General features: G+C 63.7%; 21 protein-coding genes. 9 read left to right on the top strand and 12 right to left on the bottom strand.

All coding sequences use genetic code 11. The annotated features are described in order from the left end of the window. The first annotated feature begins 2 nt into the window (after positions 1-2). Both JV18_RS0107225 and JV18_RS0107230 read left to right on the top strand, forming a co-directional pair. Positions 3-1,112 carry a CDP-alcohol phosphatidyltransferase family protein gene (locus JV18_RS0107225; RefSeq protein WP_033073977.1) on the top strand — a complete coding sequence of 370 codons (1,110 nt, stop codon included), beginning with the start codon at positions 3-5 and terminating at the stop codon, positions 1,110-1,112. Continuing rightward, positions 1,109-1,537, top strand: coding sequence for an HIT family protein (locus JV18_RS0107230; RefSeq protein WP_033073978.1), 429 nt, complete (start codon positions 1,109-1,111; stop codon positions 1,535-1,537). Before JV18_RS0107225 ends, JV18_RS0107230 begins: the two co-directional genes overlap by 4 nt. Here the strand turns inward: JV18_RS0107230 and JV18_RS0107235 are convergent. Genes JV18_RS0107235 through JV18_RS0107245 form a run of 3 tightly spaced genes read right to left on the bottom strand, consistent with a single transcriptional unit; the run spans position 1,525 to position 4,045 of the window. Continuing rightward, positions 1,525-2,289: a phosphocholine cytidylyltransferase family protein gene (locus JV18_RS0107235; protein ID WP_033073979.1), complete on the bottom strand. Its 765-nt coding sequence runs from the start codon at positions 2,287-2,289 to the stop codon at positions 1,525-1,527. The two genes, JV18_RS0107230 and JV18_RS0107235, sit on opposite strands and share 13 nt — an antisense overlap. Before the next feature lie 20 nt (positions 2,290-2,309). Beyond that, a complete protein-coding gene (locus tag JV18_RS0107240) occupies positions 2,310-3,092 on the bottom strand; it encodes a nucleotidyltransferase family protein (RefSeq protein ID WP_033073980.1) in 783 nt (260 codons plus the stop codon). Then, complete coding sequence (locus JV18_RS0107245) at positions 3,089-4,045, bottom strand: alpha/beta hydrolase (RefSeq protein WP_052071806.1); 957 nt, start codon at positions 4,043-4,045, stop codon at positions 3,089-3,091. The genes JV18_RS0107240 and JV18_RS0107245 overlap by 4 nt, the downstream gene beginning before the upstream one ends. A 125-nt stretch (positions 4,046-4,170) precedes the next feature. Here JV18_RS0107245 and JV18_RS0107250 point away from each other — a divergent pair, with 125 nt between their 5' ends. Together JV18_RS0107250 and JV18_RS0107255 are read left to right on the top strand one after the other, a co-directional pair. Beyond that, the gene (locus JV18_RS0107250; RefSeq protein WP_033073981.1) at positions 4,171-5,001 is read left to right on the top strand and encodes a diacylglycerol/lipid kinase family protein; all 831 of its coding nucleotides are present in this window, start codon (positions 4,171-4,173) and stop codon (positions 4,999-5,001) included. Further along, the gene (locus JV18_RS0107255) at positions 4,998-5,846 is read left to right on the top strand and encodes a metallophosphoesterase family protein (protein ID WP_033073982.1); all 849 of its coding nucleotides are present in this window, start codon (positions 4,998-5,000) and stop codon (positions 5,844-5,846) included. Before JV18_RS0107250 ends, JV18_RS0107255 begins: the two co-directional genes overlap by 4 nt. A gap of 91 nt (positions 5,847-5,937) precedes the next feature. On the opposite strand, the gene JV18_RS0107260 is transcribed toward JV18_RS0107255, so the two are convergent. Both JV18_RS0107260 and ald read right to left on the bottom strand, forming a co-directional pair. Then, entirely contained in the window at positions 5,938-6,159 is a 222-nt protein-coding gene (locus JV18_RS0107260; RefSeq protein ID WP_033073983.1) for a hypothetical protein, read from the bottom strand. A 20-nt stretch (positions 6,160-6,179) separates the two neighbouring features. Further along, on the bottom strand, positions 6,180-7,295 hold the full coding sequence (ald, locus tag JV18_RS0107265; RefSeq protein WP_033073984.1) for an alanine dehydrogenase: 1,116 nt from the start codon (positions 7,293-7,295) through the stop codon (positions 6,180-6,182). A 180-nt stretch (positions 7,296-7,475) separates the two neighbouring features. On the opposite strand from ald, the gene JV18_RS0107270 reads away from it, so the two are divergent. The 4 genes from JV18_RS0107270 (at position 7,476) to JV18_RS0107285 (ending at position 11,277) form a co-directional block, all read left to right on the top strand. Then, entirely contained in the window at positions 7,476-7,949 is a 474-nt protein-coding gene (locus tag JV18_RS0107270) for an Lrp/AsnC family transcriptional regulator (protein WP_033073985.1), read from the top strand. Between the two features lie 123 nt (positions 7,950-8,072). After that, positions 8,073-9,425 (top strand): methyl-accepting chemotaxis protein, encoded by a 1,353-nt coding sequence (locus JV18_RS0107275; RefSeq protein ID WP_033073986.1) that lies wholly within the window; start codon positions 8,073-8,075, stop codon positions 9,423-9,425. 58 nt (positions 9,426-9,483) lie between these two features. Then, complete coding sequence (locus JV18_RS0107280; RefSeq protein WP_033073987.1) at positions 9,484-10,176, top strand: SDR family NAD(P)-dependent oxidoreductase; 693 nt, start codon at positions 9,484-9,486, stop codon at positions 10,174-10,176. A 129-nt stretch (positions 10,177-10,305) separates the two neighbouring features. Then, positions 10,306-11,277: a 50S ribosomal protein L11 methyltransferase gene (locus JV18_RS0107285; protein ID WP_033073988.1), complete on the top strand. Its 972-nt coding sequence runs from the start codon at positions 10,306-10,308 to the stop codon at positions 11,275-11,277. A 41-nt stretch (positions 11,278-11,318) separates the two neighbouring features. On the opposite strand, the gene phhA is transcribed toward JV18_RS0107285, so the two are convergent. The 5 genes from phhA to JV18_RS0107310 form a co-directional block, all read right to left on the bottom strand. Beyond that, positions 11,319-12,188 (bottom strand): phenylalanine 4-monooxygenase, encoded by an 870-nt coding sequence (gene phhA / locus JV18_RS0107290; protein WP_033073989.1) that lies wholly within the window; start codon positions 12,186-12,188, stop codon positions 11,319-11,321. Positions 12,189-12,251: 63 nt separating this feature from the next. Then, positions 12,252-12,869 carry a molybdenum ABC transporter ATP-binding protein gene (locus JV18_RS0107295; RefSeq protein WP_033075081.1) on the bottom strand — a complete coding sequence of 206 codons (618 nt, stop codon included), beginning with the start codon at positions 12,867-12,869 and terminating at the stop codon, positions 12,252-12,254. Next, positions 12,859-13,554: a molybdate ABC transporter permease subunit gene (gene modB, locus JV18_RS0107300; protein ID WP_033073990.1), complete on the bottom strand. Its 696-nt coding sequence runs from the start codon at positions 13,552-13,554 to the stop codon at positions 12,859-12,861. The genes JV18_RS0107295 and modB overlap by 11 nt, the downstream gene beginning before the upstream one ends. Continuing rightward, complete coding sequence (gene modA / locus JV18_RS0107305; protein ID WP_052071807.1) at positions 13,555-14,325, bottom strand: molybdate ABC transporter substrate-binding protein; 771 nt, start codon at positions 14,323-14,325, stop codon at positions 13,555-13,557. It lies immediately after the preceding gene. Positions 14,326-14,377: 52 nt separating this feature from the next. Continuing rightward, positions 14,378-14,998: a Crp/Fnr family transcriptional regulator gene (locus tag JV18_RS0107310; protein WP_033073991.1), complete on the bottom strand. Its 621-nt coding sequence runs from the start codon at positions 14,996-14,998 to the stop codon at positions 14,378-14,380. A gap of 101 nt (positions 14,999-15,099) precedes the next feature. Here JV18_RS0107310 and JV18_RS0107315 point away from each other — a divergent pair, with 101 nt between their 5' ends. Next, on the top strand, positions 15,100-15,963 hold the full coding sequence (locus tag JV18_RS0107315; protein ID WP_033073992.1) for a sterol desaturase family protein: 864 nt from the start codon (positions 15,100-15,102) through the stop codon (positions 15,961-15,963). 205 nt (positions 15,964-16,168) lie between these two features. On the opposite strand, the gene JV18_RS0107320 is transcribed toward JV18_RS0107315, so the two are convergent. After that, positions 16,169-17,425 carry a DUF6161 domain-containing protein gene (locus tag JV18_RS0107320; RefSeq protein ID WP_144243890.1) on the bottom strand — a complete coding sequence of 419 codons (1,257 nt, stop codon included), beginning with the start codon at positions 17,423-17,425 and terminating at the stop codon, positions 16,169-16,171. 181 nt (positions 17,426-17,606) lie between these two features. After that, complete coding sequence (locus JV18_RS0107325) at positions 17,607-18,164, bottom strand: hypothetical protein (protein WP_144243891.1); 558 nt, start codon at positions 18,162-18,164, stop codon at positions 17,607-17,609. Positions 18,165-18,171 lie beyond the last annotated feature (7 nt).

Genomic DNA, 18,171 nt, shown 5'->3' on the forward strand with positions numbered 1-18,171 from the left:
CCATGACCGACACAGCTTCTTTCCTCACCCTCATCGGCGACAATGCCACTCCCATTTGGGGCATGACCAATGCCGAGCGGGTGCGGCGGCTGGTGCGTGCCGAAGGGGCGGCGGACAAGCTGGGCGAGGGGGCGCGATTGTTTGTCAATCTGGCCTATGTTTTTGATCCGCTGTGGTTGCGCCATATTATCGCTCACCCTGATATGATTGTGACCGATGGCGATGCGCTGGTGCTTGCGCATTTGACCGGCGGAAAGACCCCTGACGCGCTGGACGCGGCGGGAGGAAGCGACGGGGTGACCCGGCTCGACTATCGGGATCAGCCGCAGATTTACAATCGCCAGCTTCGCAAGCTCGACTGCCCCTTTATCGAGCAGCTGGCCCCCGACACACGGCGGGAAATCGAACGGAAAAGCTATTTCGGCGCGTATAAGGGGGTGACCGATCTGCTCACCAAATATCTGTGGCCCGAACTGGCGTTGTGGCTGACGCGCGGGGCGGCGCGGATCGGCATGACCCCCAATCTGGTCACTGCCATTGGCGCGACGCTGTGTCTTTATGCAACCTGGCTGTTTTCACAGGGGCAGTTCGGGGCGGGGATGCTCGCGGGCTTTGTCTTCATGGTGCTCGACACGGTCGATGGAAAGCTCGCGCGATGCACCATCACCTCGTCCAAATGGGGCAATGTCGCCGACCATGGCGTCGACCTGATCCATCCGCCCTTCTGGTGGTATTTCTGGGGGGTCGGTCTTGCGGCGTGGGGCCTTGCCCTGCCCGGCCAGACTTTCCTGCTGGTGATGGTCGCAGTGATCGCGGGCTATATCCTCCAGCGGGTGATCGAAGGGCTGTTCCTCAAAGATTTCGGCATGGACATCCATGTCTGGCAGCGTTTTGACAGCCGCTTTCGCCTGATCACCGCGCGGCGCAATCCCAATATGCTGATCCTGTTCGTCGCGCTGCTCGCCGGGCGGCCCGATATTGGCCTGATCCTGCTGGCATGGTGGACGGTGATTTCGCTGGCCGTGCACGCCGTGCGGCTGGCGCAGGCCTATGCCGCGCGGCGGCGCGGGGAAGCGATTGTGAGCTGGATGGAGGATAGGAGGCCCGCATGAACGCAACCATGGAGAAATTCGGCTATCCGGCGACGCTGATCGCCGAATATGAGCATTGGGTGGTGCTGCTGCGCCCGGCCCAGCCCACGCTCGGCGCGCTGGTGCTCGCGGCCAAATCGGACGCGACGGCCTTTGGCGACCTGCCCGCCGCCGCCCATGCCGAGCTGAAGCAGGTGACCGCCGCGATTGAGGCGGCGCTGCGGCAGGCGAGCGATTATGCGCGGATCAACTATCTGATGCTGATGATGGTCGATCCGCATGTCCATTTCCACGTCCTGCCCCGTTATGAGGAGACGCGCAGCGGCGCGGGGCTGACCATCGCCGATGCCGGCTGGCCGGGGCCGCCCGATCTGGCGCAGGCGGTAAAGCTGGACGAGGACCAACAGGCAGCGATGACAGCCTGGATCAAAAGCTATTTCGTATAGCGGCCTTCGGCGGCCCAGCGCGCGGTCAACGCCTCGGCAGCCTCGACATCCTGCGGGAAGTCCACCTCCTGCCAGCCCATTCCCTCGATCGACACGGTGCCAACGCGATTGCCCTTGGCGATGATGTCGATGGCGCGCAGATACCAGCGCTCGACCCCGTCGGGGGTGCGCATCATCTGGTCGATCTGGTTGCGGAAAATCGCAGGGCCGTCGCCGGTGAAAGCCAGCATGCCGATCGATTCGGCATTGGTGTCGGGGGGCAACAGCCTTTTGCCAATGGCGTGGAGCCGTCCCTCGCTATCGCGGTTCACCTTCATATCATCATCGTCATAATCGGATTTGACATCGACGGTGACGGTGATCGGTTCGACCGCGCCCTCAATCAGCCGCGCGACAATTTCGTCCGAAATGATGGTGTCGCCATTGAGGATGATGAAGTCGCGGTCCATTTCCTCGCGCGCGATCCAGCAAGTGCCGAGATTGTCGGCGACCTGGAAGAAAGGATTGAACAGCGTCCGCACCCGCGCGCCGGTATCACGGTAAAGCTGCAGCGCATGATCCTCGACCCGTTCGGTGCGAAAGCCGGTGACGATGACAATATCCTTGATGCCATTGGCGACGAGCGCAGCCACTTGCCAGCTCACGAGGCTGCGCCCGGCGAATTCGATCAGGCATTTGGGAATGTCGCGCGTCAGCGGGAGCAGGCGCGAGCCCTGCCCGGCAGACAGGATGATGGCTTTGGTAATGCTCATAGTCGCAGCGCTATAGCTGTTCACCGCCGCGCGGCAAATATGCGTTCGATCAATTCGATATCGCTGGGCTTGTCAGCGTCGATACAGGCTTCGGGCGCGCGCATCGGCACGACGCGGGCGTCGAGGCCAAAGCGCCGTCCCGCGCGCGCCACCCCCTGTTGGATCGTGAAGAGGCGAAAGAGCGCGCCCAAGAGCAGCCAGGGGCCAAAGGCGGCGACGATCTTCAGCCCCTTTTTCCGGTCGCGCTCAATCCTGCCCCAGAAGTCGAGGAGGGGGAGGACGCGGCGGCCGCGCAGGCGGAAGAGATTGGCGCCCGACCACCAGCCGCCCCGGAATTTGAGCCAGGTGCGGCGCGATTGCGGATAGCGGGCGAGAAGCACATCGCGCTCGACCATCGCCACCGCGACATCGCTGTCCGCCGCGCGCGTCAAAAATTCGGCGACCATCGCGGGGGTCAGCAGCACATTGTCGGCGGTGGTGACGAGCAGCGGATCGTCATTATCGGGAAGCGCGGCGGCGAGCGAGGCGCTGATCCCCGCGCCCGAAGTGGCGAAATGAAGATCGGCGAAATCGGCAAGGCCCGGTTCGGCGGCGAGCGCAGCGCTGTCCTGCGCCAGAATATGGATGGCGCCGATTTCGGGGGCGGCGCGCAGCGCACGCACGACATGAACGATCATCGGCGCGCCCGCGACCCGAAGCAGCGCCTTGGTCGCGGCACCGCTGCCGCTGAGCAGCGGATCGGGGCCGGGGCGGCTTCCCGCCAAAATGATCGCAGGGATGGGCACAGACAGGGAGACGCTCATTCGGCTGCGCTTTCGCGCGCCGCCGCCGCCGGAGGGGCCGCGCGCGCCGCGACCAGCCGCCGCCCGGTGACGCCGCGCAGAAAATCGCTGACCTCTGCCAGCACCGGCGCGCGAAAGCGAAAGGGACGGGTCATGGCGAGAATGATGCCCGCATGGCCCAGCCGGGGATAGAGGCGCAGCACCGCCGAACCGCCCGCGCGCCGGATCGCGGCGGCGAGCTGACGGCTGCTGCGCGGGCGCACCGTCCGATCCTCCTCGCCGCTCGCCAGCCAGAAAGGCGGCGCATCGCCGCGGGCGAAACTGACCGGCTGGGTCCGTTCGGCGGGGCGGACCTGGCCCATCGCCCGGTCCGCGCGGTCGCCCCTTTTTATCGGCAAAAAATCATAAGGCCCGGCGAGCGCCGCGACGCCGCGCAAATCGGCGGGGTCGCTCCCGGCGCGCTGGAGCCATGTCGGATCGAGCGCGAGCATCGCGGCGATATAGGCGCCCGCCGAATGGCCCATCAGCGCGATGCGGTCGGGGTCGCCGCCCAGGGCGCCGACATGCGCGCGCGTCCAGGCGATGGCCGCCGCGCCATCCTCCAGAAAATCGGGCCAATGCGCCTGCGGCACGAGGCGATAATCGGGGATGACGGTCATGAAACCTTCGCGCGCCAGCGCGCGGCCGATGAAGCCATAATATTCGCGCTGCCCGCTGTCCCAGCCGCCGCCATAGAAAAAGACGATCACCGGTAACGGGTCGCCCTCCTGCACATTGTCGGGTGCCCATATATCGAGGAAGCGCCGCGCTTCGCGGCCATAGGGCTGATCAGCGACGCGCAGTCCCGCCCCTCCGCGCGGCCCGATAATCCGGTCCGCCATTTCGAGCGATTTGGCGCCGCCCGCGACGAGCAGCCGCGCCGCACCGCCAAGCGCGATCAGCAGGACGATCGTCACGAGCAGGAATTTGATCAATTCTTCTTCCTTCGCCGCGCGGTCTGGCCGCCCCCTTTGCCCTACAAGCGGCGCCGATCAGCGGCAAGCGCTTCCCCACCTGCTTTTCTTGCGCCACCTTTTTCCGCGCCGCGCGTAGGAGGTATATGCACGCCTCTTTCCTGCGCCCCGCCCTCCTCTGCAACGGCCAAAGCGGCAGCCACGATCCCGAGGTGCGCGCCGCCATCGAGCAAGCCTGTATCCGGCTCGGCTCCCCGCTCGTCGCCACCTTTGCCCTGCCCGATCAGTCGCTGCCCGACGCGGGAGCGCTGCGCCGGGTCGATGCCGATCTGCTGCTTGTCTGGGCCGGCGACGGGACGATCAATGCCGCCTATGCGGCGGTGGACGGCTGGTCGGGGGCGCTGCTGCCACTTCCCGGCGGCACGCTCAATCTCTTGTCCAAGCAGCTCCACGGCGACCGGCCCGCGCCCGATATTGTGGCCGACGCGCTGTCGCGCCCCGCGCGCCGTCGTCCCATTCCCGTTATTCGCGCGGCGGACCGCGAAGCGCTGATCACCATCGTGGCGGGACCCGCCACCCATTGGGCCGATGTGCGGGAGAAAATGCGCCGCGACGGGCTGATGGCGGCGGGCCGCGAAGCCGCCGAAGCGCTGGACGACATGCTGAGCGCAACGGGGGTGCGCCTGGCGGGGCAAAGCGAAAATTATCCCGCAATCATCCTGACCCCGACGGAGACAGGACTGGTCGCCGACGGCATCAGCCATGACAATGCTCTCGACCTGCTGCGCCATGGTCTTGCCTGGCTGGAAGGCGATTTTCGCGATGGCCCCAGCGAACGGATTGGCGAAGGCGAAACGATCCTGATCGAAAGCAATGCGCCGATCAGCCTGGAATATGATGGCGAACGCGATGAAACCCCCTCGCCCGCCCGTTTTGCGCTGGGAATGAGCCGGATCGACTTCGTGGACACGGCATGATGCGTCTTTTCCATATCAGCGATTTGCATTTCGGGCTGGAGGACAGGGCCGCGCTGCAATGGTTTTCGGGCTGCGTGCGGCGCGAACGCCCGGCGGCGGTGCTGATTACGGGCGATCTGACGATGCGCGCACGGTCCCGCGAATTTGCCGCCGCCTGCGACTGGATCGAAACGCTCGACGTTCCGGTGACGGTCGAGGTCGGAAATCATGACCTGCCCTATTTCAACCCCTTTGCGCGCTTCCTGTGGCCCTATCGCCGTTTCCGCCGCATCAAGCAGCTGGTCGAACGCGAGCTGGATTTTCCCGGCCTTGCCATCGTGCCGCTGAAAACCACCGCGCGCGCGCAGTGGCGGCTCGACTGGTCAAAGGGCCGCGTGACGCCGCGCGCGCTCGACAAGACGCTGGCCGCCATCGATGCGCTGCCCCCCGGGACCACCACGCTGGTCACTGCCCACCACCCGCTGGTCGAGGCGGGCACCAAGGGCCGCGCGCTGACGCGGGGCGGCGAAAATGCGCTGTGCGAGCTCGCCGCGCGCAATGTCGCAGCGGTGCTGACCGGCCATGTCCATGACGCCTTTGACCTGTGGAAAGAGACGCTGGCCGGGCCGATCCGCATGATCGGCGCCGGAACCCTGTCGCAGCGGGTGCGATCGACCCCGCCCAGTTTCAACCAGATTGATGTGTCGCGGCGCGGCCTGAACGTCACGGTCCGCAATCTGGCCGACGCATCGACGCCGATGATGCAGATATCGGACATTCCCCCCGACGCCCTGCCCCCGCGTGAGGCGGGCGAGCCGGTCGCCCCCATCGGCGCGGTGCCACCGGTCGATCCGCCAGTGCATTGATGGAGCGCCGCCCAGCGAAAAGGGCCGGTCGTCCATAACGCCCGGCCCCTTGCTCATGCTGTACGGCTACGCCGCTCGTGGGCGGAACGACCTATTTATTCTTGTCGCGGCTCGCGTAGAGAAGCGCGGCGAGCACCGCGGCCGATCCAATGCCGATTCCCGCCGCGGCTTTCCATCCGCCGCGCTTTGTGCCCTTGCCGCGCGCCGCTTCGCTTTCGGCAGCGGCCTGTTGCTGCGCGCGCATTTCGCGGGTTTCGCGCAGCACTTCATTTTCATCGTCATCATGGGGCGGAGGGGGATTTTGGTCGGTCATCGTCTCTCTGGTCCTGTTGGTCAGGCAAGTGCCTGATCAACAGGCACATAGTCGGTTCCGATCGCTTCCGCTACGGCTTCGAACGTCACCTTACCATTCCATACGTTCAGTCCGTGCGAAAGATGCACGTCGCGGCGCATCGCTTCCTTCCAGCCGAGGTCGGCAATCCGCAGCGCATGGGGCAAGGTGACATTGTTCAGCGCATAGGTGCTGGTGCGCGCGACCGCGCCCGGCATGTTCGCCACCGCATAATGAACAATGCCATCGACGATATAGGTCGGGTCGGCGTGGGTCGTGGGATGGCTGGTTTCGAAACAGCCACCCTGGTCGATGGCGACATCGGCGAGCACCGCGCCCGCGCGCATCGTCCCCAGCATCTCGCGCGTGACAAGCTTGGGCGCCTCCGCCCCCGGAATCAGCACCGCGCCGATAACGAGATCGGCCTCGGCGACGCATTCGGCGAGATTGGCGCTGTTTGAAAAGCGCGTCTTGGCGCGTGATTCAAAGAAGGTGCCGACGCGTTCGAGCACTTCGGGATCGCGGTCGAGGATGGTGACATCCGCGCCCAGCCCCGCCGCCATTTGCGCGGCGTTGAAGCCGACGACGCCGCCGCCGATCACGCAGACCTTCGCGGGTGCCACACCGGGCACCCCGCCCAGCAATACGCCGCGTCCGCCATGCGCCTTTTCGAGCGCGGTCGCGCCCGCCTGGATCGACATGCGCCCCGCAACCTGGCTCATCGGTTTGAGCAGCGGCAGGCCGCCATAGGGGCTGGTCACCGTTTCATAAGCGATGCAGATCGCGCCCGATTTCATGAGGTCGCGCGTCTGTTCGGGATCGGGCGCAAGGTGCAGATAGGTGTAGAGTATCTGTCCTTCGCGCAGCATCGCGCGTTCGCCCGCCTGCGGCTCCTTCACCTTGACGACCATGTCGCAGCGCGCGAAAATTTCCTCGGCGCTGGCGACGATCGTCGCGCCGGCTTCCTCATAATAGCGGTCATGCGCGCCAATACCTTCGCCCGCGCCGGTTTCGACCAGCACATCATGGCCGTGAACGGTGAGTTCGCGCGCGCTTTCGGGGGTCAGACCGACGCGATATTCGTGATTCTTGATTTCCTTGGGGGTGCCGATGATCATGGCCGCGCTCTCCTGGGGTTGGTTTGATTATACCCGCGACAGCCCAAATATGTCCCTGTTTTTTGGTGTCCCGAGCCTTTGGACAAATATAAGGGTGAATGCGCGCCATGTGTTTGCATTTTACCGCGCCATGGCATTTTTTATGCACAAATCTTGCACATATTACCCTAATGGCGCGTAATGTTTGATCGAATCGATGCCAAGCTGCTCAACCTGCTGCAAAAGGGCGGACCTCGAGCCGCCGCCGAACTGGGCGAACAGGTCGGCCTGTCCCCTTCCGCCTGTCATCGCCGCATCCGGGCGCTGGAGGCCGAGGGGGTGATCGCGGGTTATAGCGCGCGGCTCAACCCCGACCGCATCGGCCTTGGCCTTCATGTCTTTGTCGACATCAGCCTGCGTTCGCAAAGCGAGGAGGCGCTCGCCGCCTTTGAAGAGGCGGTGAAAAGTTTCGACGAGATATTGGAATGCCAGCTTTTGTCAGGCGCCGCCGATTACCGGCTGCGCGTCGCGGCGCGCCATGTCGCCGATTTCGACCGGCTGCACCGCCAATGCCTGTCGCGCCTGCCCGGTGTCGCGGCGATGCACAGCGCCTTTGCGCTTCGCACTATCAAGCCTTTCGAAGGCTATCCCATCACCGCAACCGCGCCGCGCTGATGCGACCGGCCATTTTTTAAGTTAACGCCGAATTTACCAACGGCGCGGCATAGCCGGTCCGCTACGCGGGCGCGCGCCCTTTCCTGCGCCCGGCCTGTAGCGGAGTGGGGCGAGGGTGATGTGATGGTGAAGGCTAATCCTATCTTGCGGCAACAAATTGATCCGGTGCTGATGGCGGATCGTTTTTCCTTTTACGACCTTGACGGTCGGCTGGCCGCCAATGGAGCGGAAATTCACGCGATTATCGCAGGCCGCGAGGAAGTTGTCGGGCGCGCCTATTGGGAGGCGTTCAACGCCCTGCCCTCGATCGAACGTCCGGTCGAAGGCGATTTGTTCCAATCCTATATCAAGGGCAGCGCGCGCCACGCTTTCGCCAAATATGCCGACGCCAATGGCCAGGAAGCCGCAACCATCACCTGCCAGAATGCGCATATGGCGCGGCGGGTGAAACTGCCGCTCGCCTCGGTCATGTCGTGCATGGCCGAAAGCCAGCGCATCGTGATGGAATATATTATCGAGGCGTGCGGGGATGATGTGCCGCGGCTCGTGCGGCTGGTGGGGGCGCTCAACCGCCTCGCGCTGCTCGAAATGGATATCATGCAGCGCTATGCCGAAAAGCTCGACCGCGCGGTGATTTCGGGCGAGCGGCAGGCGCTGGCGCGCGATTTCGACCATTCGATCGCCTCCTTGGTGCAGGATTGCGACGGCGTGCGCCAGAAGCTCGCCGAGCAGGCGATTTCCGCCGATCAGGCCGCGAAGGGCATGATCGCCAAGACGAGCGAAGTCGCCGCGGCTTCCGAGCAGTCGGCGATGGCGATGCGCGAGGCCGCCTCGACCGCCGCCGGGCTGATCCGCGCCATCGAGGATGCACGCACCGAGGTCGAAGCCTCCGCCGGGGTCGCGACCCGCGCCTCCGAACAGGCGGGCGAAGCGGTCGCCATGTCCGAAACCTTGTCGCATCACGCTGAATCGATCGAGTCGATTTTGGGGCTGATCCGCGAAATTGCGGGGCAGACCAATCTTCTGGCGCTCAACGCCACCATCGAGGCGGCGCGCGCGGGCGAATCGGGGCGCGGCTTTGCCGTCGTCGCGCAGGAGGTCAAAAGCCTCGCCAATGAAACCGCGCGGGCGACCGACGATATTGCCGGCAAGATCACCGCAATCCAGCAAGCGACCAAGGGATCGGTCAGCGCCAACCAGTCGATCCAGCAGACGATTATCGAGGTGCAGGAATCGGCGCAGCGCATCCGCGACGCGATGGATGCGCAGGCGCAGACGGTGACATCGATCACCGCCGCGGTCGATGAAACCGCGCTCGCCGCCGATTCCATGTCCTCGACCATCGCCAGCATCCGCAATGATTCGGGTACGGTGGCGGGCGAGATCAGCACGCTGAGCCAGGAATTTCTGAAAATGGGCGAGCGGCTGCAATCGCTCGAAAAGGCCGCGAGCGAATTCAGCCGCCGCGTCGCCTGAATCGCCTTTCATGAGGCACAGACTTTGCGCGGGCCGCATCGTCCGTTAAGGCGGGCGCATGCAACGCAATATCCTCATCACCGGCGCGAGCCGCGGCATTGGCGCGGCCATTGCCGAAGCGCTCGCGCATCAAAATCACCGCATCATCGCGCTGTCGAGCAGCGACGGCGATCTGGGCGATCCCGATGTTCCGCCGCGGCTGTGGGCGGACAGCCTTGACCGGCTCGACGGGCGGATCGATGTACTGATCAACAATGCCGGGGTGTTCGAGGCCAATCCCATCGGCAGCGACGGCGCGGAGTGGCTCGCAAGCTGGAACCGCACGCTGCAGATCAACCTGACCGCCGCCGCCGCGCTCTGCCGCCTCGCCGTGCTGCACTGGCAGGAGACCGGCCTGCCAGGGCGGATCGTCAATATCGCAAGCCGCGCCGCCTATCGCGGCGACAGCCCCGCGCATTGGCATTATGCGGCGTCCAAGGCCGGAATGGTCGCGATGACCAAGACCATCGCCCGCGCCCATGCCAAGGAGGATATCCTCGCCTTTGCCATCTGCCCCGGCTTTACCATGACCGGCATGGCCGATGAATATATGGCGAGCCGGGGCGGCGACAAGTTGCTCGCCGACATTCCGCTGGGCCGCGTCGCCATGCCGGGCGAGGTTGCCGAAATGGCGCGCTGGTGCGCGACCGACGCGCCGCCGTCGATGACCGGCACCGTGCTCGACATCAATGGCGCCAGCTATGTGCGCTGAGCGGCGCTTGCCTTATGCCCCCGCAAAGGCGGGGACCCATGATGCGGCGTCGCCGATTTCCACGGCAGAAGACGGGCCCCCGCCTTCGCGGGGGCACAGCGCCTATCCTGCCCTTTTGGTGGCTCGTCCATGAGCTGGATCGCCTCCCTCCCCTGCACGCGCGATGAGGCCGAGGCGCTGTCGGGCGAAATCCCCGAACTCGACGCGCGGCCCGATGCGCCGGTGGTCGTCACGCGCGAAATCAACGAAGGGAAGGGCTTGTGGCAGCTCGATGCCTATATGGACGACAAACCAGACGCGGCGCTGCTCGCGCTGATCCAAAGCCTCGTGCCGAGCGCCAAGGGCCGCAAGCCCATTGTCGAACTATTGCCCGAGGAAGATTGGGTCACCCTGTCGCAGCAGGGACTGGAGCCAGTCGAGGCTGGACGTTTTTTCGTCCATACCAGCAGCTATGCCGGTGCGGTTCCAGAGGGGAGCACATCCTTTCTGATCGACGCCAGCCAGGCATTCGGCACCGGGGGGCATGATACGACGGCGGGATGTCTTGCGATGCTCGACCGGCTTGCCCGGCGGGGCGGTGCGCCGCGCAATATCGCCGATATCGGCACCGGCACCGGGCTGCTCGCCTTCGCAGCCTTGGCCTTATGGCCGCGTGCGCGCGCCATCGCGTCGGATATCGACCCGGCGAGCATCGCGGTGACGCGCGGCAATGCGGCGGTGAACCATGTGCCGCTGGGACGCTGCGGCGGCAAATTGGCGCTCGCTGTGGCGCCGGGCACCGACCATCCGGCGATCCGCCACCGCGCGCCCTATGATCTGGTCATCGCCAATATATTGGCCGGGCCGCTTATCACGCTCGCCCCCGATATTGCGGCGGCGACCGCGCCGGGCGGCCATTTGATCCTGGCCGGGCTGATCACGCGGCAGATGGACGATGTGCTCGCCGCCTATCGCGCCCATGGCTTTCGGCCTCTTGCACGCGGGGGAACGGACGACTGGCCTTGCCTGATGCTCGTCAAGCGGCGGCGCCATGGTTATCGGCGCAAGGAACGCGCGCTCCACCGCGCCAATCCGGCGGACGCCAGCTTCGGGAGCTGGTGAGCAAGCGTCATTGCGAGTGAAGCGAAGCAATGACGCTTCGTTTACGCCTTCGCCGTCGCATAATCCTGTGTGCCGCGTGTGATCACTTCATCCTCGGGCAGAATGTCCGCGATGGAGATGGGCGGCAGCATCGCATTGGCGGCGTAAATGGGCGCAAAATCGGTTTCGACCGTCAGCTTCAGCAATTGGTCGAGGCTGTCGATCACGAAATAATTCTGCTGGAAATCGTCGATCCGGTAATCGGTCCGCATCACCCGCGCGAGGTCGAAACCGATGCGGTTCGGGCTGTCGCTTTCCAGCGCAAAGACGCTTTCGGCATAGGAGGACACAATCCCCGCGCCATAGATACGCAGCGCACCATGTTCGCGGATCAGGCCAAATTCGACCGTATACCAGTAAAGCCGCGCAAGCTGTTTCAGCGCATCGAACTTGAGCGCGCGCAGCCCGCCCTTGCCATAGGCGACCATATAATCGGCGAACACCGGATCGGCGAGCATCGGCACATGGCCGAAGACATCGTGGAAAACATCGGGTTCCTGCAGATAATCAAGCTGTTCGGGCGTACGGATGAAATTGCCCGCGGGAAAGCGGCGGTTGGCGAGATGGTCGAAAAACACATCGTCAGGAACCAGCCCGGGCACCGCCACCACTTCCCATCCGCTCGCTTCCTTCAGCCGCGCGTTGAGGTCGCGATAATCGGGGATCCCCGGCTTTTCGAGGCGCAGCACGTCGATGCCGCGCAAAAAGGCTTCGGACGCACGGCCCGGCAGCATTTCGGCCTGACGCGCGAAAAGCCGGTCCCACATCGCATGTTCGTCGGCGGTGAACGCCTCCCAATTTTGCGGGATCGTCCAATCGGGCGCGGCGCCCGGCGGCGGAGTGTCGTGAACATGGGTCAATTGTTTATCCATCGCCTCACGCTAGCATAATATGGTTTCAAATGAAACTTGATCTGACAGGCGCGAGTCGATTTTTCACGCCATCGGCACGATCTGCGTCGCCAGCCGCTCGACCTCCGCCCGGTCGTGGCTGACATAAAGGATCGGCAGCTTTAACCGGTCGCGCACTCGCTCGATCACCCGCATCACTTCCTCGCGGCGCGGGGCGTCGAGCGCCGACAAAGGCTCGTCCATCAGCAGACAGGACGGAGCGCAAAGCAGCGCGCGGCCAATGGCGACCCGCCGCGCCTCGCCTCCCGACAGGCTGGCGGGCGCGCGATCCAGCAAGTGGCCAATGCCCAGAAAATCGCTCGCTTCGTCCAAGCTCATCCAGCGCGCCTCGGCGCGCGCAAGCCGCTGGCCGTAGAGAAGATTGTCGCGCACCTTCAGATGCGGGAACAGGCGCCCTTCCTGAAACACATAGCCGATGCGCCGCGCTTCGGGGGGAAGATTGACGCTGGCATCGAACAGGGTTCGGTCGCCGACCCGGATATAGCCTTCGTCTGGGGTCAGCAGCCCGGCGATCATGTTGAGCACGCTTGTCTTGCCCGCACCCGAACGACCGAAGAGCGCGGTCAGCCCCGATGCGGCGCGAAACTGCACCGCGATGCGGGTTTCGCCCAGCCGGCGCGCAATTTCGACGTCAAAGGACATGGCCGCTCCGCCCCCGCTGTCCACGCCGGACGAGCATTTCGGACACAAGCAATGCGCCGAGCGACAGCGCCACCGACAAAAGCGCCAGCCGCGTCGCCGCCCCCTCGCCCCCCGGCATTTGCAACGCCGCATAAATGGCGAGCGGCAAGGTGCGGGTTTCGCCGGGGATGTTCGACACAAAGCTGATCGTTGCGCCAAATTCGCCGATCGAGCGGGCAAAGCCCAAGATCAGCGCGGCGCCAACGCCGGGAAGCGCCAGCGGCAGGCTGATCGTGCGAAACATATGCCAGCGCCCCGCGCCCAATGTGCGCGCCGCCCCCTCCAGCCGGAGGTCGATCGCCTCGATCGACAGCCGCATCGCGCGCACCATCAGCGGGAGCGCCATAATCGCGGCGGCGAGCGCCGCGCCCGTCCAGCGGAACATCAGGCTGACCCCGAACCAGCTTTCCAGCCAGCGCCCCATCGGCCCCATCGGCCCGAAGGCGATGAGCAGCAGCCAGCCCGTCACAACCGGCGGCAAAACCAGCGGCAGATGCACCAGCGCATCGAGGAGGAAGCGCCCCGGAAAGCGCCGCCGGGCCAGCAGCCAGGCGAGCGCGAAGGCGAGCGGCAGCGCCGCCAGCACCGCGGCGGTGCCGACCTTCAGCGACAGGGCGACAATCTGCCATTCCTCCGCGCTCAGCATTCAGGACGTCCGAAAGCCGTGCCGCCGGAAAATGGCGCGCGCGGGGGAGGAGCGGAGAAAGGCGCGGAAAGCCGCCGCATCGCGGTGCCGCGACGTCTTGAGCAGCGCCGCCGGATAGCGGATCGGCGGATGGCTCGACAGCGGAAAGCGCCCCGCCACGCGCACCCGGCGCGAGGCATAGGCATCGCTGGCATAGACGATCCCGGCGGGCGCCGCCCCGCGCTCGACCAGCGCCAGCGCGGCGCGGACATTTTCAGCGGGCGCCAGATGTTTCTCCACGCTGCGCCAGACCCCCAGCCGGTGCAGCGCAACCCTGGCATAGCGCCCGGCGGGGACGCTGCCCGGATCGGCAAGGGCGAGGCGTCCGCCCCCCAGCATTGGCGCCAGCGCAAAGCCGGGCGCGGGATCGAGCCGCACCGCCCTGCGCCGCGGCACGATCAGCACCAGTTGATTGCCCAGCAGCACGGTGCGCGTGCCCGAACGCAGCCGTCCCGCCCGCGCCGCCGCATCCATCCAGCCCTCATCGGCGGAAATAAACAGATCGGCGGGCGCGCCTGCGATAATCTGCCGCGCCAGCGCCGAGGATGCCGCATAGGAAAGGCGCGGCCGCGCATGGCCCTTGGCCGCCCAGGCATCAGCCACCTCGTCGAGCGCGCCTTGCAGGCTCGATGCCGCCAGCACCAGTGGCCCGCGCTCCGCAGCGCTCGCCCCCGGCAGCATGGTCAGCGCCGCCACCCAATATCCGAAAAGAAGAAGCAGCGCGCGCATCATGCGCGGCTATAACGCGCGTTGCGACGCGGTGAAAGCGATTGGCACCGCCCGTTCACCCGGCGCCCTTGTTCAGTAGCCGGATACGCCCATAGCCTTGCTCGACCCGCCCCTGCGCCACCAGTTCGCGCAGCGCCGTACCCAGCGTCACCCGCGACAGGCCAAGCAGGTCGGCAAGCTGTTGCTGCGTCGCCTGCACCATGTCGCCGCTGTCGCTGTCGCGCGCCATGATCGCCAGAAGCTGGGCGAGCCGGTCGACGCTGCTCAGCCGTCGCTCAGCGTCGATAATATCGAGCGCGCCCGCCAATTGCCGCGACAGGCTGCGCAGCAATAATTCAGCCCAGCCGAGATCGGCGCTCATCAGGCGGCGCAGCAAGGGGCGGTCGATCGCAATCAGTCGTGCGGGACCGCTCGCCAGCGCATCGACCTGACGCGGGACCCCAGTGAAAAAGGCAAGCTCGCCGAACAAATCCCCCGCGCCCAGCACGGCAAAGGCGGTGAAGGCGCCATCCTCGGCAAAGCGGCCGATGCTGACATGGCCTTCGACCACCGCCCAAAAGGCATCGCCTGCATCGCCCTGATGCTGGATGAACTGCCCGTCGGCAAAGCGCCGCTCATGCCCCCAACGCGCGAGCTGCTCCAGCTCGCGGGGGGAGAGGCGCGATCTTTCGGCCATGGAAAAATGATAACTTCTTTGCATTTCAGCGCCGCACGCTGTGCGATGAACGGCGCAAAGGCAAGCGGCAATCACCCGCGCCCTGACGGAGGAGAGAGAGGATGGCGCTGACCACGGGACAAGCGAGCCTGATTGTGCTCGGCATTTATCTGGGCTTCGGCTTGCTCGAACTCGTCTGGACCCGGCTGTTCCGCAAGGATGAGCAGACGCGCAACGACGGCATTTTGGAAGCGGTGAGCACGCTCATGCTGCTTGCGGTGACACAGCCGACCATATTGCTGGTCGTCGGCGGCATCGGCCACCGCTTCTTTCCCGAATATCAGGGCGCGCTTGCGGGCATTTCCCTTTTTGCTGCCATCGCGCTGTTCCTGATTTTCGAAGATATGATGCAATATTGGTGGCACCAGGCGAGCCACAGCTTCGCCTGGCTCTACAACCTTCACCGCGCCCATCATAACGCCCGCTATATGAGCGTGCGGCTCGTCTATCGGAACAACATCATCTATTATGCGCTGATGCCCAGCATCTGGTTTGCGGGGGTCCTCGTCTATCTGGGGCTGGGCTGGTTCTATGCGGGCTATATCATCGTCAAAATGGCGGTGATCATCGGTGCGCACAGCGATGTCGCCTGGGATGCGCCGCTTTACCGGATCAAGGCTCTGTCGCCGCTGATGTGGATCGTCGAACGTACCATCAGCACGCCTGCGACCCATCACGCGCACCATGGCCGCCATGCAAGCGACCCTGCCGTCCATTACAAGGGCAATTACGGCAATCTTCTCTTCTTCTGGGATGTGCTGTTCGGCACCGCGAAGATCACGCGGCAATATCCAGTGAGCTATGGCGTCGAAAATCTGCCGCCCGCGACGCTCGGCCAACAGCTTCTCTGGCCGATTTTCCCGGAAAACAAGGATATGGAGGCGCGCATCCCTGGCGCCGCCCCGGCCAGGCCCGCCAACCGATAATCTATGGAGAAAACTCTAACAAAATCGAGGTCGCTGTTTCTGGAAGAGGCAGGGCGTTGGCGGCTCCAAAGCCGTGGCAAGAAATGCAGCCAAAACCACGCCCGCACTTCTCTCTTTTGTTCGGCTATGGTGCACCGCGACCGCTGAAGATGAGCACTACCGCTTGGCTATAGCGCTCTAGGATAGCGAGCCGATTTGCCCCAGATCAAGGTTTCAAGCGTTGATCCATAAGCTTTGCGATGATCGCAGGCAGTGCGATGTCATTTCCTCCATCGTCGCCCGTCGGCTGATCGGGCGAGGGCCGAAATAACGCGTTCAAAATCACTAGCCGGTCCTCGTTGGACGCCGCTCCCTCTTTGATAAGCGCCAAATAGGTTTGCGTCATGATCCGCCGTTCTTCGGCGTCGAGCTCAAGCCGACGCTCGGTGAGATAGTTCCGAACGAGCACTCGGGCCGCCCAAAAAACGGCCGTGAGTGCAGTACCGACGGCGGCCGTAACGATCACATAGGTCGCGAGCGCAATAGGGCGATCTTTGTGCGGTTGAATTAGCATCCAATCCCACACGTTGACCCCTGACGCCTCAAGCATGAAGGAGATTGCTGCCCAGAACAAAAGAATGGCGGCCAAACCGGCGATTCCCGAAAACCAGCGCAGATATTTTAGCGCGTCCGCCCGTCCCGCCGAATGCAGATTCTTCTTCGTCTCCCAATACTGAACCGAGGCGCGAAGCTGCATATCCTCTTCATATGCTTTGCGGACATTATCGATTTCGACGATCGATGCGCCCGACCTCTTGGCAAGAGATTGGCGTAACTTGGCGCTTCTACGACCTATCTTCCAGAAGCTGCGAACCGCGAGCTGATCGCTTCGGGCCGACAAAGCTGCGAGCTGGTCTTGATGTTCCTCAAACAAGCCATCGTGGCGCACCAGAAGAGCCTGCGCCTCATCGCTCCAACGCTTGTAATCTGATTGCGAAGCCGCTCTTGTGGCTTCCCTCCCCATCAAGCTGGGGTTGGCAACAAGAAGTACCGCGCGGGCGTGCAGCGGGTTAACCCAGCTGACACCGAGTTGACCAATATAGATGCCTGCTGCCACCGCCGCGACTTCGTCTCCCTGGGTATCGCGAAGTGCAAATATTGCTCGGCCGATGTCACTGGTCGAGTGAATAAGCTGCGGCGGCATCCCCTCGTAATGTCCACGAAGCGTTTGCGGGGGATCATCACCATCCAACGATCCTCGGGCGGCGATGCTCTCTGCATACGCGACAATAGCATTGAGCTGATTCATTATGTGATCGCGAATGCTGGAAGGAAACTCCGCCTCTCCCACGCCGTGCAACCACATCCAGCGATCTCGTTCGCGAGCTGCCCACTTCGCGAACTGCGGCAAAGAGGTAGGCTTGAAGACTTCTCCTCCGCGACCAGTCGTCGCTTCAAAAAGCGAACTTTTCTTTTCAGCCACCCCTACCCCCCAAGATATCGCTCTTCTCGTTTTAATTCACATCTTCCCGTCCGCGAACATCGTTCCGACACTTCGCGGTCGCCTGTCCAGTTTTTAATCACTCAAACTGGATTAAGCATTGTGGGGAGAATGTTCACGCTGATAGGAGGGGCTTTTTTAGGCGCCTCGAAAAAGCGGTTCCTCAATCAAGCCAATCGGCTTGTTTCATGCCTTTATTCGCAGCCTTCGTCATAAAGTTCACTGTCTCGGAAATCTTATCCAGAATGTAGCTTGCCCCGTTCTTATGCCCCACGGCATAACCCGGATGGGAGCTGAGCCCTTCAAATTGCTTCCGAAGATAAGTGTAAAAGTCACGCAAGATCGAAATGCTTTGGCTCTGATTTATTTTCCCAAAACGATTTTCATTCTGCATGAGATCGAAGACCCGTGCCTCAAATACAGAATCGTTTATCGGTGTTGTTGGCAAAACTGAAGTCAGATACTCGGATCTCCCTGCGAGTATCCTCATATGAGCCCAACCGCTCGCAGACGCCTTGATGCTTTCGCTTTGCGACACCAAGAGAGCGGTTGCAGAGTCAGCCTCAATCAGCTCCTTTTCAAGAAGGTATTGGGACGCATCGAGAATATCACCTCTGACGAACCCCATTTTCTCAAGGTGATCTTGGACGCGGGCGATTGAGACAAATCCCATCTGGCCGTTGTCACCTCTAACTTTGCGCTCCCCGATTAGAAAAAACAAAACCTCA

Source organism: Sphingopyxis sp. MWB1, assembly GCF_000763945.1.
GTDB lineage: Bacteria > Pseudomonadota > Alphaproteobacteria > Sphingomonadales > Sphingomonadaceae > Sphingopyxis.

What these genes read in the sequence shown, in the direction of transcription:
- JV18_RS0107250 (WP_033073981.1), top strand. Translation starts at nt 4,171, where the DNA reads ATGCACGCCTCTTTCCTGCGCCCCGCCCTCCTCTGCAACGGCCAAAGC.
- JV18_RS0107240 (WP_033073980.1), bottom strand. Translation starts at nt 3,092, where the DNA reads ATGAGCGTCTCCCTGTCTGTGCCCATCCCTGCGATCATTTTGGCGGGA.
- JV18_RS0107230 (WP_033073978.1), top strand. Translation starts at nt 1,109, where the DNA reads ATGAACGCAACCATGGAGAAATTCGGCTATCCGGCGACGCTGATCGCC.
- JV18_RS0107270 (WP_033073985.1), top strand. Translation starts at nt 7,476, where the DNA reads ATGTTTGATCGAATCGATGCCAAGCTGCTCAACCTGCTGCAAAAGGGC.
- modB (WP_033073990.1), bottom strand. Translation starts at nt 13,554, where the DNA reads ATGCTGAGCGCGGAGGAATGGCAGATTGTCGCCCTGTCGCTGAAGGTC.
- JV18_RS0107235 (WP_033073979.1), bottom strand. Translation starts at nt 2,289, where the DNA reads ATGAGCATTACCAAAGCCATCATCCTGTCTGCCGGGCAGGGCTCGCGC.
- JV18_RS0107275 (WP_033073986.1), top strand. Translation starts at nt 8,073, where the DNA reads ATGGTGAAGGCTAATCCTATCTTGCGGCAACAAATTGATCCGGTGCTG.
- modA (WP_052071807.1), bottom strand. Translation starts at nt 14,325, where the DNA reads ATGATGCGCGCGCTGCTTCTTCTTTTCGGATATTGGGTGGCGGCGCTG.
- ald (WP_033073984.1), bottom strand. Translation starts at nt 7,295, where the DNA reads ATGATCATCGGCACCCCCAAGGAAATCAAGAATCACGAATATCGCGTC.
- JV18_RS0107225 (WP_033073977.1), top strand. Translation starts at nt 3, where the DNA reads ATGACCGACACAGCTTCTTTCCTCACCCTCATCGGCGACAATGCCACT.
- JV18_RS0107255 (WP_033073982.1), top strand. Translation starts at nt 4,998, where the DNA reads ATGATGCGTCTTTTCCATATCAGCGATTTGCATTTCGGGCTGGAGGAC.
- JV18_RS0107285 (WP_033073988.1), top strand. Translation starts at nt 10,306, where the DNA reads ATGAGCTGGATCGCCTCCCTCCCCTGCACGCGCGATGAGGCCGAGGCG.
- JV18_RS0107280 (WP_033073987.1), top strand. Translation starts at nt 9,484, where the DNA reads ATGCAACGCAATATCCTCATCACCGGCGCGAGCCGCGGCATTGGCGCG.
- JV18_RS0107315 (WP_033073992.1), top strand. Translation starts at nt 15,100, where the DNA reads ATGGCGCTGACCACGGGACAAGCGAGCCTGATTGTGCTCGGCATTTAT.
- JV18_RS0107310 (WP_033073991.1), bottom strand. Translation starts at nt 14,998, where the DNA reads ATGGCCGAAAGATCGCGCCTCTCCCCCCGCGAGCTGGAGCAGCTCGCG.
- JV18_RS0107295 (WP_033075081.1), bottom strand. Translation starts at nt 12,869, where the DNA reads ATGTCCTTTGACGTCGAAATTGCGCGCCGGCTGGGCGAAACCCGCATC.
- phhA (WP_033073989.1), bottom strand. Translation starts at nt 12,188, where the DNA reads ATGGATAAACAATTGACCCATGTTCACGACACTCCGCCGCCGGGCGCC.
- JV18_RS0107260 (WP_033073983.1), bottom strand. Translation starts at nt 6,159, where the DNA reads ATGACCGACCAAAATCCCCCTCCGCCCCATGATGACGATGAAAATGAA.